Genomic DNA, 14338 nt, shown 5'->3' on the forward strand with positions numbered 1-14338 from the left:
AAAATAGATGCAACCGAAGCGAGAAACCGACGCTTCGGTGCGGGAAAATTAACCTTTTGTTTTCCATGCCTGTTTAGCGTGGCTTAACGAATGGCCAAGCGCCGTTTGCAGGTCGCCAAAGGTAAAGTTCAAGACGATGGTCGACAGGGAAAACCGCGAGGACTGGAAGCGCGAGCGCTCATTGCTGGCGCTTGGCCAGGCTGTGCGCGGCGACGAACCCGACGCGTCCCTGGTCTCGATAGGCGACCGGGCAGACCCGTCATGGCGCGAGGATGCCGCCACGCGTCATCGCCTCGCCCGTTCGCAGCGCGAGGCGCGCAACCCGAAACTGTCGGATCCGGTCGTGACCGACGGGGATCATGAGCAAGCTTCGTCATCATATCGCGCGCAAACGACGCCACGGACACAAATTGGTGCCGCCGAAACCGCCGGCGCCCGGCGCGCCGATCATGCATCGGAACCTTACGCTGCAGGCGACGCGTCGGTATCCCGAAACGACGGCAGGGACAGCCAGCAGTGGAAGCCGCTGATCGATCCGATGCAGGTCGTGCGCGGTGTCGGCAAGTCGAAGCTGCTGATCGTGACGACGACAATACTGGGTGCCGCGCTCGGCCTTGCCATCGCGCTGTCGACGCCGAAGAAATATGAGGCCACCACCGAACTGATCGTCGACCCGCGCGACCTGAAGCTCACCGATCGTGACCTCACCCAGTCGGTCGTCGCTTCCGATGCCACGCTGGCCATCGTCGAGAACCAGGTTCGGGTGCTGACCTCAGGCACCGTTCTCAACAAGGTCGTCGACAAGCTCAATCTGGTCAACGATCCGGAATTCAATGGGCAAGGCGGCGGCGGCCTCAGCGTCATGTCGCTCATCCGCTCCGTCCTGTCGCGCAATGACGGGCCGGGGGGTGTCGACGACACCCGCCGCCGTGCACTTGCTGTCGGCAATCTGGCCGAGAGCCTTTCGGTCGAGCGCGGCGGCAAGACCTTCGTCATCACCGTCAGCGCCACCACGCAGAATGGCGAGAAATCGGCCCTCATCGCCAACACGATGACGGATGTCTTCCTGCAGACCTTCGGCCAGATACAGTCGGACACGGCAGGCCGCGCCACCGACGAACTGACGGCCAGGCTTGACGAGTTGCGCAAAGGGGTCGAGGCGGCCGAGCGCAAGGTCGAGGATTTCAGGGCTACCCATGATCTCGTCGATGCGCAGGGCCACCTCATCAGCGATGACGAAATGCTGAAACTCAACGAGCAGCTGTCGGTTGCCCGCGCCCGCACGCTGGAGCTGAATGCCCGGGCGGCCTCGGCGCGTTCGGTCGACGTCAATTCGGTTCTCACCGGTACCTTGCCGGAGGAGATCAACTCCAACTCGATGAGCGATCTGCGTTCGCAATATGCATCGCTCAAGCAGGAGGCTGACCGCGCTGCCATTCGGTTCGGCCCGCGTCATCCCGAACTCCAGGCGCTCAATGCCCAGCTTGCCGGCGCACGCGACCGCATCGCCTCGGAGCTGCGCCGCATCGGCTCGTCGCTGCAGGTCGACCTCAAGCGCGCGGTCCAGCTCGAACAGGATCTTGCCTCTCGCCTGGCGCAGCTGAAGGTCCGCAGCGGTGACGTCAACAGCGACCTTGTGTCGATGCGCGAACTGGAGCGCGAGGCGACCGCCAAGCGTTCCGTCTACGAACAGTATCTGCTGCGCGCCAAGGAGACCGGCGAGCAGAAGGACATCAACACAGCCAACATCAATGTGATCTCGAAGGCCTTCGCGCCGCTCGAGCCGAACGGGCCGTCGCGGGTCGTGGTCGCGCTCGCCGGCCTGTTGCTGGGTTTCGCCTCCGGCATTGGCCTCGGAGCCATGCGTGGCGCCTATGAGAGCCTGCGTGACACTGCCAATTCGCGCTCGCGTCGCGACCATGGCACGGACGAACACCGGACGCCTTACGAAGACAAGGCATATCGGTCAGCGCCGCCGCCGGCGCCGCCACAACCACCAGCGCCGCAGCCATCGACACCCCCGCCTGCATCACCACCGCCTGGCTCGCCATCGCCTGTCCAGCAAGCCGAGGTCTCGCCGGCCGAAGGTTCCGGCCGGATCGGTGCCTTGCTGTCGAGGCTGCACAAGTCCGTCTCACGCAGGCCGTCCCGGGAGGAGCCGTTCGATACCGTTGAATGGGCCTCTGCCGAAAACGCGAAGCCGATGCAGGATCCGCAATACTCCGCTTACCCCCAGTCGGCGCCGGCCTTCGAGCCTCGGCAGGCGGCCGCGGCAGCATACCCGTCGCGGCCTTTCCAGCCCGGCGGCCATCCGCAGCAGACGGCGCAGCCGCCACTGCCGCCTCCCATGGTGCAGCAGCGGCCATATTCCGGGCCGCAGCTCTATCCCTACGCGCAGCCATTGGGCTACGCACAGCCGCCGGCCTATCCCTATCCGCAATCGATGCCGGCCGCCAATGCCGGGCTGCAGCCCGATCCGGCTCAGCCTGCTTCCGAGTCCTATCCACAGCCGTCCCTCCCGCAGCAGCAGGCGCCTCAGCCTCATCAGCGATCGGCGGAGCCGTCGCGGGCCGCGGAGGATGCCGAGCAGCAAGCGCCAATCGAGGAAATCCGCGCCAGCCTGCGCGAATTCCGCGAAGCGGTTCGCGAACTGACCGAGAGCCGCGTGCGGCGTCGCTACTTCTGAGCCACAAAAATCTGCGCTGTGCCGTACAAAAACATGCCGGTTTCGCGTAAACGGCATGGGACGGCGCTTTGGCGGGATTGCATGTTGGAATTTTCGTGAAAATGCCACGCTGTGAAAGATCGAAAAGCGCGTCGCTTCCGCAAGCGACGCGCTTGGGCATTCTGGTGTTGAGGGTAGTCCATGGCCGAAGTGATTGATGGCAAGAGCGTTGCCGGCGACGTTGTGGGGTCGGTCAAGACCCTGACGGCTGAGCTTGTCGCCAAGGGCCAGGCCAAGCCGGGTCTTGCCGTGGTTATCGTCGGCGAGGACCCGGCCAGCCAGGTCTATGTCGCGTCCAAGTCGCGCACCGCCAAGGAATGCGGCTTTCATTCCGTCCAGCACACGCTGCCGGCCGAAACCTCGGAACCGGCGTTGCTGAAGATCATCGGCGATCTCAACGCCGATCCGGCCATCAACGGCATCCTCGTGCAGCTTCCGCTGCCGGCCCATATCGACGCCGGCAAGATCATCCAGACCATCGCGCCGGAAAAGGATGTCGACGGCTTCCATTTCATCAATGTCGGCAAGCTCGGCACCGGTGAACTCGAGACAGCCTTCGTGCCTTGCACGCCGGCCGGCTCTATGCTTCTGATCGAGCGGGTGCGCGGCAAGGACCTGTCCGGCCTCAACGCCGTCGTCGTCGGCCGCTCCAACATCGTCGGCAAGCCGATGGCCAACCTGCTGCTTGCCGCCAACTGCACCGTCACCATCGCCCACAGCCGCACCAGGGATCTGCCCGCCTTGGCCCGCACCGCCGATATCCTTGTCGCGGCCGTCGGCAGGCCGGAGATGATCAGGGGTGATTGGGTGAAGCCCGGCGCCACCGTCATCGATGTCGGCATCAACCGCATTCCGGCGCCGGAAAAGGGCGAGGGCAAGTCCCGCCTCGTCGGCGATGTCGCCTATGCCGAAGCGGCTAAGGCCGCCGGCGCCATCACGCCGGTTCCCGGCGGTGTCGGGCCGATGACCATTGCCATGCTGATGGCCAATACGTTAGCCTCGGCCTACCTAGCGGCCGGATTGAAACGGCCGTCCTTCTGACCCGCCAGAAAGCCGCAGCTTTGCCGAACCCCAGTGTTCCCTCAGAACGGCCGGTCATCACGGACCCCGTTCAAGGCGGGCGGCAGTTCGCATTCCTGCTGGTAGACAAGTTCTCCATGTTCTCGCTGGCTGCCGCGATCGATACGTTCCGGTCGGCGAACCGGTTGCTTGGCCGCGACTTCTACGGTTGGACGACGGTGTCGGCCGATGGCGATCCGGTGATGGCTTCCAATGGCCTGCCGCTCAAGATCGACTACGCCGTTGCCGACCTGCCGCCGGTCGATATCCTTTTCGTCTCGGTCGGGCTGACGACGGAATTTCCCGGCAAGAGCAAGGTGCTGGCGGCACTGCGCAGCTGGGGCCGGCGCGGCAATGCGCTGGGTGCCCTGTCGGTCGGCTCCTACCTGCTGGCCGAGGCCGGCCAGCTCGAAGGCTATCGCTGCACCATCCATTGGGAAAATCGCGCCGGCTTCGTCGAACGCTTCCCCGATATCAACTGCACCGGCAATGTCTTCGAGATCGACCGCAAGCGCTACACCTGCGCCGGCGGCACCACTTCGATCGACCTGATGCTGGAGATCGTGCGCGGCGATTTCGGCTCGAACCTCGCCAATGGCGTCGCCAACCAGTTCCAGCACGAACGCATCCGCTCGGCCGGCGACCGCCAGCGCGTCGGCCCGGAACGCGACCTGACCGGCAAGTCGGAGAAGCTCAGACGCATCGTCGAACTGATGGCCGACCACCTCGACGAGCCGCTGTCGGCGGTGCAGCTGGCCAAATCCGCCGGTCTGTCGGTGCGTCAGGTCGAGCGCCTGTTTCTGCGCCATCTCAGCGTCACGCCCGGCCGTTATTACATGCGGTTGCGGCTGGAGCGGGCGCGCGAACTGCTGCGCCAGACCAACATGCCGATCCTCGATGTGGCGATAGCGACCGGCTTCACCTCGCATTCCTACTTCGCCCAAAGCTACCGGCTGCAATTCGGCAGGCCGCCCTCGGAAGAGCGCCGCACGACTTACTGAATTCCGCTTCCGCTGAAAAGTTCGGCGCCCCGGCGCATCGGGCCAGGGTAGCGAATTCGGGTAACGGGTTCCTTCGGAGCCTTCGCCGGCGCGTAGGCTGGGTGCATCAAACGAAAAACCCGCCTGAGCGGCGGGTCACCGGCGCAAATCAGCACCATGGGCAAAAATGTACCATAGCTGAGTGCATCCAGTCAAGAAAAAATTCCTATCATGGAAAGCCATCGGCACTGCCGACACCCCGAACTGGCTGTCATCACGACTTTTGTTAAGCTGGGTTCGGGCCCGACGCACCTGGCTGCCCGGACTTGTGTCCCGGCGCCGCGTCAAATAGCTTGCCGCCCGGATCAGGGGCGGATTTAGGAGATTTCGATGGCGGGACTTGCACGGGGCGTCGCTGCGGCGATCCTCCTTTTGTCGATGACGACCTTCGGCTTCGCCGCAAACAAGGTCATCATCATTCTCGATGCGTCCGGCTCGATGTGGGCGCAGATCGACGGCAAGCCCAAGCTCGAAATCGCCCGAGAGTCGCTTCGAACCGTGCTTCAATCGGTCCCCACCGACGACGACATCGGCTTTATGGCCTATGGCCACCGTGAAAAGGGCAGCTGCGACGACATCCAGCTGATCGTGCCGCCGCAGGCAGGTTCGGGCAGCGCCATTTCGGCCGCTGCCGACAGCCTGAAATTCCTCGGCAAGACGCCGCTGACGGCGGCGGTCAAACAGGCGGCCGAGGCGCTGAAATACACCGAGGACAAGGCGACCGTCGTGCTCATCACCGACGGGCTCGAAACATGCGGCGGCGACCCTTGCGCGCTTGGCAAGGAGCTCGAGGCATCCGGCGTCGACTTCACCGCCGATGTCGTCGGTTTCGGCCTGACCGCCGATGAGGGCCGGCAGATCGCCTGCCTCGCCGACAACACCGGCGGCAAATACATCCAGGCCTCCGACGAGAAGGCGCTGCAGGAGGCGCTTGCCGAGACCGTGGCGGCGCCGGTGCCGGAACCGGCACCCGCTCCGGCACCGGAGCCAGCGCCCGCACCGGAGCTGGCCAAACCGGACTTCAATTTCCAGCCGATAGCAGTGCTTGCCGAGGGCGGCGATCCCGTCACCGACGGCAACGCCTGGGAAATCTACAAGGCGAAACCCGACGGTACGCGCGGCGACTACGTCAGCACCGAATACGGCGCCTACAAGGCCAATCTGGAACTGGGCGACTATATCGTCGTGGCCAGTGACGGCCAGGCGAAGACCGAGCAGAAGGTCAAGATCGAGGCAGGCCAGGTCTACAAGCCTCTCTTCAACTTGAATGCCGGCACGCTCATCATCCATCCGCGACCGAGCGAGGGGGCGGATGTCGTCGATGGCGCGGCTGTCGTCATCGACTATCCTGGTGCCGACATGCCCGCCACCTTCTATGGGACGACGAAAGCCGTGTTGCCGGCCGGCGACCAGAAGGTGACTGTCACGATCGGGCAGGGCGTGGCTACCGAGACGATTCCGCTGGCTGCCGGCAAGACCGTGGAAAAGGACATGGTTGCCGGTGTTGGCCATGTCGTTGCCAATGCTTACTATGCTGCGGGCGGCGACAAGGCGGACGGTTCAGGCATCGGCTTCAAGGTGCTCAAGGCAAAAAAGAAGATCGATGGAACCAGGGACGAGGTGACCTATGCCTACGGACCCGACAGCAAATTCGATCTGCCGCCCGATGACTATGTGTTGATTGCGACGGTTGATCTCGCCGTCGTCGAGCAGCCGTTCACCGTCAAGGTGGGCGAATTTCAGGATCTGAAGGTCGCAATGAATGCCGGCGTGCTGGCGATCACCGCGCCCGGAGCCTCGAAGATCGAGATTTTCGAGGCCAAGAAGGACATCAACGGCAACCGCAAGTCGCTTGGCTATGCATTCGACCAGAAGTATCAGGCAGCGATCCCGGCGGGCGACTACGCCGTGGTTTCGGAGAAATCCGACAACAGTTCGAAAGAAGGCAACGTGACGGTCAAGGCCGGCGAGCGAGCCGAGCTAACCGTGCAATAGAATCGTATGCACAACCGCAAGAGGGCGGCCATGTGCCGCCCTTTTTCATGAACGACGCAGAACTGCCGTCAAGCGGTGCCGAAGGCGCTGGCGCCATGGTCGGCGCGGCCGACCAATTGCCGGAAGCCGGCAAACAGTTCGCGGCCGAAGCCGAACTCGTTGCCGATAAGATCGGCATCCGCCGTCCGGCGCAAGGCGAACTCCCCGGCCGGCACCAGGACTTCGAGTGTGCCGGCTTCGGCGTCGAGCCGGATGATGTCGCCTTCGTGGATCCTGGCGATAGGACCCTCCTCGACCGCTTCCGGCGTCACATGGATCGCCGCCGGCACCTTGCCGGAGGCGCCCGACATGCGCCCGTCGGTGACCAGCGCGACGCGCTGGCCGCGATCCTGCAGGATGCCGAGCACGGTGGTCAGCTTGTGCAGTTCCGGCATGCCATTGGCCTTCGGCCCCTGGAAGCGGATGACGGCGATGAAATCACCGGTCAGCGTGCCTGCCTTGAACGCATCGTTCAGCCCTTGCTGGCTGTCGAAGACCCTGGCCGGCGCCTCGATGATACGCCGCTCCGGCTTCACCGCGGAAGTCTTGATGACGGCGTGGCCGAGATTGCCTGACAGCACCTTCAGGCCGCCGGTCGCCTGGAATGCCTTGTTGAACGGCGCCAGCACTTTTTCGTCGCCGCTTGCCTTCGGCGAGGCCTCGCGCACCACGCTGCCGTCGGCGCCGAGCTTTGCCTCGACCGCATAGGGCCGCAGGCCTTCGCCCCACACCGTCTGCACATCCTCATGCAGGATGCCTTCGTCGAGCAGTTCGCGGATCAGGAAGCCGAGCCCGCCGGCGGCGTGGAAATGGTTCACGTCGGCGAGGCCGTTCGGATAGACCCGCGCCAGCAGCGGCACGGCTTCCGAAAGGTCGGAAATATCCTGCCAGGTGATGGCTATGCCGGCCGCCGCCGCCATGGCGATCAGGTGGATGGTGTGATTGGTCGAGCCGCCGGTGGCGTGCAGGCCGACGATGCCGTTGACGATCGAGCGCTCGTCGATCATCCGGCCGACAGGCGTATAGGCGTTGCCGAGCGCGGTGATCGCCAGCGCCCGCTTCGTCGCCTCGCGGGTCAGCGCCTCGCGCAGCGGCGTGCCGGGGTTGACGAAGGAAGCGCCCGGCGTGTGCAGGCCCATGATCTCCATCAGCATCTGGTTGGAATTCGCCGTGCCGTAGAAGGTGCAGGTGCCCGGCCCATGATAGGATTTGGACTCGGCTTCCAGCAGTTCGGCGCGCCCGGCCTTGCCCTCGGCGTAGAGCTGGCGGACCTTGGCCTTCTCGTCATTGGGCAGGCCGGTCGTCATCGGTCCGGCCGGAATGAACACCGCCGGCAGATGGCCGAAGGTGAGTGCCGCGATGACCAGCCCCGGCACGATCTTGTCGCAGACGCCGAGATAGACGGCGGCGTCGAACATGTTGTGCGACAGGCCGATCGCGGCGGCCATGGCGATCACGTCGCGCGAAAACAGCGACAACTCCATGCCGGGCTGGCCCTGGGTGACGCCGTCGCACATGGCCGGCACGCCGCCGGCCACCTGGGCAATGCCGCCGGCTTCGCGCGCCGCGTCCTTGATCAGCGCGGGGAAGGTCTCGAACGGCTGATGCGCCGACAGCATGTCGTTGTAGGAGGTGATGATGCCGAGGTTCGGCACCTTGTCGGCGCCCAGCGCGAGCTTTTCCGAGGGGCTGCACACCGCAAAGCCGTGGGCGAGATTGCCGCACGACAGCACAGCCCGGTTGGCGGTGCGGTTCGATGCCTCGGCGATGCGGCCGAGATAACGCTCGCGGCCTGGCTTTGAGCGCTGGCGGATGCGTTCGGTGATGGCTTCGATGTCGCGTCTGGCGGTCATGGCGGTCGGTCCTTTCAGGCGAGGTCCCGGAAACATCCTCCCGCCGTTTGCCGGGACCAGAGTAAATCGAGATTCAGGGGGCCCAGAAAACCTCTACGGGCTTATGCGCTGCGTCGAGCACGGCACGGATTGGCTTTCGCGGCCCGGGCGCCACCGCGCCGTCGAAGGCGATACGCTTGTCCTCACCCTCTATGTGCAGCGCGATGAAGCCGGCTTCGACGATGCGCGCCAGCGACAGGGTCAGCCGCGGCTCGCCCGCACTTGCCGCATGAACCGGCAGCACGATCCTGTCGGAAGACGGGTCGAGCAGCGTCGCCAGATCGTCGGCATCGGGAAAGAACGAGGCGGTGTGGCCGTCCGGCCCCATGCCGAGCACGACGACATCGAGCGGCCATGGCAAGGACCGGAGCGCTGCATCATCGGACGAGGCCGCATCCTCGATGCTGGTGGCTTCGTGATAGAGCGGCACGAAACGAGCCGCCTTGGCCGCGTTCTGCAACAGATTGGCGGTCACCAGCCCGGCATTGGAGCGTGGCGAGGAGGCCGGCACGAAACGCTCGTCGACCAGCGTCACGATCACCTTGTCCCAGGCGATGGGTATCGCTGAAAGGGCGGCGAAGAATTTTGCCGGCGTGGTGCCGCCGGAGACGGCGAGCAACCCCGTGCCGCGCTCGGCGATCGCCTTGGTCAGTCTGCCTGCAGCATGATCTGCAAGGGCGGCCGCCAGTTCCTGGCGCCCGGCGAAGCCGTTCCAGCTGTAGGCGGCGCTGTTCAATTGCTCTCGTGCCATGTCCGCCCGTCACGCTCGATCAGTGCTATCGAGGCCGATGGCCCCCAGGTGCCCGCCGTGTAGCCCTGCGCCTCCTGCCTGGCACTTTCCCAGGCATTCTGGATCGGGTCGATCCATTTCCACGCCGCCTCGACTTCGTCACGGCGCATGAACAGGGTCTGGTTGCCACGGATGACGTCCATGATCAGCCGCTCATAGGCGTCCGGTGCGCGGCCGTCGAAGGACTGCGCAAAACTCATGTCGAGCGAGATCTGGCGCAGCCGCATGCCGCCCGGACCCGGATCCTTGATCATGATGAACTGCTTGACGCCTTCGTCGGGCTGTAGCCGGATGACCAGCTGGTTGGCGAAGATCGGTCCGGCGCTGTCGCCGAAGATCGAATGCGGGATCGGCTTGAATTCGATGATGATTTCCGAAACCCGCGTCGCCAGCCGCTTGCCGGTGCGGAGATAGAACGGAACGCCCGACCAGCGCCAATTGCCGATCTCGGCCTTGATGGCGACGAAGGTTTCGGTGTTGCTGTCCTTGCCGAGTTCCTCGACATAGCCTTTCACCGGTCCGCCGGCCGAAGCCCCGGCGCGATACTGCCCGCGCACGGTGTGCTTTGGCGCCTCGTTGCCGTTGATGCGCTTCAGTGCCCGCAGCACCTTCAGCTTTTCGTCGCGCACGGCGTCGGCATCCATCGACGATGGCGCTTCCATGGCGACGAGGCACAGCAGCTGCAGCATATGGTTCTGCACCATGTCGCGCAGCGCGCCGGCCTTGTCGTAATAGGTGACGCGGTCTTCCAGGCCGACGGTCTCGGCCACGGTGATCTGGACATGGTCGATGTGGGCTGAATTCCACAACGGCTCGTAGAGCGCGTTGGCGAAGCGCAGCGCCATCAGGTTCTGCACCGTCTCCTTGCCGAGATAATGGTCGATGCGGAAGATCTGGCTTTCGTGGAAGTCGTCGCCGACCAGGTCGTTGAGCTTGCGTGCCGAATCGAGGTCGCGGCCGATCGGCTTTTCCAGCACGATGCGCGAGTTCGGCGTGATCAGATTGTGCTCTTTCAGCTTGTGCGAGATGTCGCCGAACAGCGCCGGCGCCACCGCCAGGTAGAAGGCTCGAATGCGGTCGCTGTCGCCGATCGCCTTCTTGAGCTTGTCGAATCCGGCGCCGCTCGTCGCATCGGCCGAGACGTAGGACAGCCGCGCCAGGAAAGTCTTCAGTTCCTTGGCGTCGATGTCGGCCGGTTTGACGTGCTCGGAGATCGCCTGTTTGGCGAAGGCCTGGAATTCTTCGTCGCTCATTTTCGAGCGCGATGTGCCGATGATGCGTGTCGGCTCCGAAAACTGATGGTCGCGCTGGCGATAATAGAGCGACGGCAGAAGCTTGCGTTCCGACAGATCGCCGGTGCCGCCGAAAATGATGAAGTCGAAAGGCTCGACGGGGATGATCTGGCTGGTCATGGTCTGTCCGCTTTGACGCCGGTCGCTGTGACGCGGCTGATATAATCTAATCGATTTAAATTTTCCAGTGCCATGGTGTCACATCTGGGTGTATGCGCCTGCCCCTTGACAGTCCGATGACCCGGAGGCTTGTCGAAGGCGCGGCTCCGGAAGCCTTCGCAGTTGCAGCATAGAGCGGGATTGACGCGAAAGCCAAAGGAGAAATCGGCGATGGCTCCACATCTTTCGGCCAATCCAGTCAGAAGCCGTGGCTTTGCGCGGATGAGCGCCAATGACGTGCCCGTTGATCGTCACCAATAGTGAGCGGAAAAAACATGCGTCTGGAAAACAAGGTTGCGATCATCACCGGTGCTGCGTCGGGTTTTGGCGAGGGCATCGCCAGGCGCTTTGCGCAGGAGGGTGCCAGGGTCGTTGTCGCCGACCTCAACGCCAGGGGCGCGGAACGCGTCGCCGGCGAGATCGGAGAAGCGGCGATCTGGACCCAGACCGATGTCTCGCTACGCTCCGAATTCGACGAGATGGTCTATGCCGCCAAAAGCGCCTTCGGCCGCATCGACATCATGGTCAACAATGCCGGCTACACCCATCGCAACGGCGATATGCTCAATGTCGACGAGGAGACCTTCGACCTGATAACATCAGTCAACATGAAGGCGATCTATCACGCGGCACTCGCCGTGGTGCCGATCATGGAGCGGCAGGGCGGCGGCGTCATCCTGACCACGGCCTCCACCGCGGGTCTGCGGCCGCGCCCCGGCCTCACCTGGTACAATGCGTCGAAAGGCTGGGCGATCACCGCCACCAAGTCGATGGCGGTCGAACTGGCGCCGAAGAACATCCGCGTCAACTGCCTCTGCCCGGTTGCCGGCGAGACCGGCATGCTGGAGAAATTCATGGGCGCCGATACGCCCGAAATCCGCGAGAAGTTCCGCGCATCGATCCCGCTCGGCCGGCTTTCGACGCCGCTCGACATCGCCAACGCCGCACTCTGGCTGGCCTCGGACGAGGCCGCCTTCATCACCGGCGTGGCGCTGGAGGTCGATGGCGGCCGCTGCATCTGAAAGTGCCAGGCGTCACGCGCCGGTCTTGATGTAACTCTTGTAGATCCAGCCGGTCTTGCCGTTGTAGGTGATCTGGCACCATTGCTTGCAGCTCTTCACCTGCACCGAGGTTTTGGCTGGCACCGTACCGATGGCGGCGGCATTTTTCTTCGGGCCGCTTCGCATGGTCACGGCCCTCAGGATGCGCCCTGTTCCGGCGGCTGCGGCTTTCCTCGGCTTCGCCTTGGCTTGGCTGTCATCCCCCTCTGCCGCTGGCTCTTGCGGCTGCACCGCGGGGATGGCGGCGGTTTGTGCGCCGTCGGGGTGGTTGCCCGCGGCTGCGTTGGGCGCGGCTACCTTGGCAAGTTCGGTGGCAGCATCGGTAGCGGCTGCCGGCTGTGCGAATGCCGCCGCTTGCTTGTCCGCTGCCTTGGGAGCGGTCGAATCGGACGCGGATGCGTCCTTCGGCTGGGAACCGGTCCAGCGCGGGTCATTGGCGGCGAGTGCGGGGATGTTGGCCTGCGCGGCCGCCACGGTTGTTGGAATTGCGTCGGACTTGCGCGCCTGCGGCACGGCTGCCGCGGCGACCGCGGCCCCAACCGGGGTTATTTTCGTCGTCTTCACCGGAACCGTTGGAATTGTCTGCTCGGGGCTCGCTGCCGCTTGTCTGTCGCTGGTCGGCAATGCCAGCCACAGCGCCACGGCGGCGACGCCAAGCAGCGCGGCGGTGCCGATCGCGGCGATCACCAGATGCGAGTTCGAACGGACTTCCTGCCAGAAGGACGGCCGCATATCGTATCCGAACTGCATGGCAAAGCGCCGACGTTCCGGCGTACCGAAACTGAAGGGCTCTCTCACTCTTGCCACCTCCATAAGCGGGCCGACGTTCTCTCGGTCGGTGCCGGAAGTCCGGCGTCTGATCCGCATAGGTCCCAAAAACAACGCGGGCAGTCCCGCAACAATCCCCGAACAATCGCCCAGAACCGGCAGCTTTCGCCTGCGATTGTGGCATCAGTACGCCATTATAGGGGATTCTGCGCCTTTGCGGGAAATTGCGCAATGCGTCGCACGGGCAACAAATGTTACAATGAATATTACAATATTACATCAGGTCGGTCGGCTAGATCCTGTCCCTCAACGCAAACCAGTTGAGCGCCAGGAACAGCAGCGGCGTGCGGAAGCGCCGACCGCCGGGGAACGGCGGGATTTTCAGATCCTCGATCAGCCTCAGCCGGGCGCGGTTGCCGGCAACGGTTTCAGCATAGAGTTTACCGAAATAGTTCGACAGCATGACGCCGTGGCCGGAATAGCCGCCGGCCGAGATCACATTGGGCATCACTTCGCGCACGAAAGGCTTTCTCGGCACAGTGATGCCGACATAGCCGCCCCACCCATGCGTGATCTCGACATCCCCGAGCGCCGGATAGAGTTCCGCGATCTGGCGGCGGATGTGAATGTGGATATCCCAGGGATCGTTGACGCCATAGACCTCGCGTCCGCCAAACAGCAGCCGCCCGTCCTTCGATCTGCGGAAATAGCGCACGACGAAGCGGGAATCGTCGACCGCCTCGCCGCCCGGCAAAACGTTCGAGTGCGCTCCCAGAGGCACGGTCGCACCGATGAAGGAACCGATCGGCATGATGTGCGCCGCACTCACCGGCTCGAGCGTGCCGCCATAGGCGTTGACCGCTATCAGGCATTTCTGGGCCATCACCGTCCCTCTCGGTGTCGAAACCTTGACCTTGCCGCCACTGGACATGATGCCGGTCGACGGCGTCCCCTCGAACAGCTGCGCGCCTGCAAGCGCTGCCACCCGCGCCGTGCCGATCACCAGCTTCATCGGATGGATGTGGCCGGTGCCGGTGTCGCGCGTGCCGCCGAAATAGGCGGTCGAGCCCAACCGCTCCGCCGTCTCCCTGGCATCCATGAACGAGATATGCGGGTAGGCAAAACGGCTCGCCATGATCTCGGCATGCGCCTTGTAGTCGTCGACATAGCGGGGCTTGTGCGCCACCGAGAGCTGGCCCGGCATATAGTCGATATCGATCTGGTTGGCGGCAGTGAATTCGAGGAGATGCGCCTTGGCCTCTTCGGCAAGATCAAACAGCGCCTTGGCGCGGGCCAAGCCATACTCGGATTCCAGGTCCTCGGCCCAGGCGCGCTGGCCGGTGCCGAGCTGCCCGCCATTGCGCCCGGAGGCGCCATCGCCGAAGCGGTACGCGTCGATCAGCACGACATTGGTGCCTGCCTTGGCCAGATGCGCCGCCGCCGACAGCCCGGTGAAGCCGCCACCAATGATGACGACATCGCATGTCCGGTCGCCATCCAGTCCGGGATATTCGGGCC

General features: G+C 64.1%; 10 protein-coding genes. 5 read left to right on the forward strand and 5 right to left on the reverse strand.

The features are described from left to right. The first annotated feature begins 136 nt into the window (after positions 1 to 136). The 4 genes from EN893_RS00355 to EN893_RS00370 all read left to right on the forward strand — a co-directional run bounded on the left by EN893_RS00355 (position 137) and on the right by EN893_RS00370 (position 6819). A complete protein-coding gene (locus tag EN893_RS00355) occupies positions 137 to 2686 on the forward strand; it encodes a Wzz/FepE/Etk N-terminal domain-containing protein (protein ID WP_127269250.1) in 2550 nt (849 codons plus the stop codon). Between the two features lie 180 nt (positions 2687 to 2866). Beyond that, positions 2867 to 3766, forward strand: coding sequence for a bifunctional methylenetetrahydrofolate dehydrogenase/methenyltetrahydrofolate cyclohydrolase FolD (folD, locus tag EN893_RS00360; RefSeq protein ID WP_127269251.1), 900 nt, complete (start codon positions 2867 to 2869; stop codon positions 3764 to 3766). A gap of 20 nt (positions 3767 to 3786) precedes the next feature. Beyond that, positions 3787 to 4785 carry a GlxA family transcriptional regulator gene (locus EN893_RS00365; RefSeq protein ID WP_164748958.1) on the forward strand — a complete coding sequence of 333 codons (999 nt, stop codon included), beginning with the start codon at positions 3787 to 3789 and terminating at the stop codon, positions 4783 to 4785. A 369-nt stretch (positions 4786 to 5154) separates the two neighbouring features. Continuing rightward, positions 5155 to 6819 (forward strand): VWA domain-containing protein, encoded by a 1665-nt coding sequence (locus tag EN893_RS00370; RefSeq protein WP_127272341.1) that lies wholly within the window; start codon positions 5155 to 5157, stop codon positions 6817 to 6819. A 68-nt stretch (positions 6820 to 6887) separates the two neighbouring features. On the opposite strand, the gene edd is transcribed toward EN893_RS00370, so the two are convergent. From edd to zwf, 3 genes are all read right to left on the reverse strand, one after another. Beyond that, a complete protein-coding gene (edd, locus tag EN893_RS00375; RefSeq protein WP_127268130.1) occupies positions 6888 to 8711 on the reverse strand; it encodes a phosphogluconate dehydratase in 1824 nt (607 codons plus the stop codon). A 73-nt stretch (positions 8712 to 8784) separates the two neighbouring features. Next, positions 8785 to 9501, reverse strand: a complete 717-nt coding sequence (gene pgl, locus EN893_RS00380) for a 6-phosphogluconolactonase (protein ID WP_127268129.1) — start codon at positions 9499 to 9501, stop codon at positions 8785 to 8787. Next, positions 9483 to 10952, reverse strand: a complete 1470-nt coding sequence (gene zwf / locus EN893_RS00385; RefSeq protein WP_127268128.1) for a glucose-6-phosphate dehydrogenase — start codon at positions 10950 to 10952, stop codon at positions 9483 to 9485. Before zwf ends, pgl begins: the two co-directional genes overlap by 19 nt. 314 nt (positions 10953 to 11266) lie before the next feature. On the opposite strand from zwf, the gene EN893_RS00390 reads away from it, so the two are divergent. After that, positions 11267 to 12013, forward strand: coding sequence for an SDR family oxidoreductase (locus EN893_RS00390; protein WP_127268127.1), 747 nt, complete (start codon positions 11267 to 11269; stop codon positions 12011 to 12013). Positions 12014 to 12025: 12 nt separating this feature from the next. On the opposite strand, the gene EN893_RS00395 is transcribed toward EN893_RS00390, so the two are convergent. Both EN893_RS00395 and EN893_RS00400 read right to left on the reverse strand, forming a co-directional pair. Further along, positions 12026 to 12850 carry an SH3 domain-containing protein gene (locus EN893_RS00395; RefSeq protein ID WP_164900679.1) on the reverse strand — a complete coding sequence of 275 codons (825 nt, stop codon included), beginning with the start codon at positions 12848 to 12850 and terminating at the stop codon, positions 12026 to 12028. Between the two features lie 262 nt (positions 12851 to 13112). Then, positions 13113 to 14338, reverse strand: a 1226-nt coding sequence (locus tag EN893_RS00400; protein ID WP_164900680.1) for an FAD-binding oxidoreductase, incomplete at its 5' end; no start/stop codon positions are given.

It is taken from the genome of Mesorhizobium sp. M7A.F.Ca.CA.004.04.2.1, assembly GCF_004022825.1.
Taxonomy (GTDB): domain Bacteria; phylum Pseudomonadota; class Alphaproteobacteria; order Rhizobiales; family Rhizobiaceae; genus Mesorhizobium.

Bases quoted from the DNA above. Each gene is read 5' to 3' on its own strand.
- EN893_RS00355 (WP_127269250.1), top strand. From the start codon at position 137: ATGGTCGACAGGGAAAACCGCGAGGACTGGAAGCGCGAGCGCTCATTG.
- folD (WP_127269251.1), top strand. From the start codon at position 2,867: ATGGCCGAAGTGATTGATGGCAAGAGCGTTGCCGGCGACGTTGTGGGG.
- EN893_RS00370 (WP_127272341.1), top strand. From the start codon at position 5,155: ATGGCGGGACTTGCACGGGGCGTCGCTGCGGCGATCCTCCTTTTGTCG.
- edd (WP_127268130.1), bottom strand. From the start codon at position 8,711: ATGACCGCCAGACGCGACATCGAAGCCATCACCGAACGCATCCGCCAG.
- pgl (WP_127268129.1), bottom strand. From the start codon at position 9,501: ATGGCACGAGAGCAATTGAACAGCGCCGCCTACAGCTGGAACGGCTTC.
- zwf (WP_127268128.1), bottom strand. From the start codon at position 10,952: ATGACCAGCCAGATCATCCCCGTCGAGCCTTTCGACTTCATCATTTTC.
- EN893_RS00390 (WP_127268127.1), top strand. From the start codon at position 11,267: ATGCGTCTGGAAAACAAGGTTGCGATCATCACCGGTGCTGCGTCGGGT.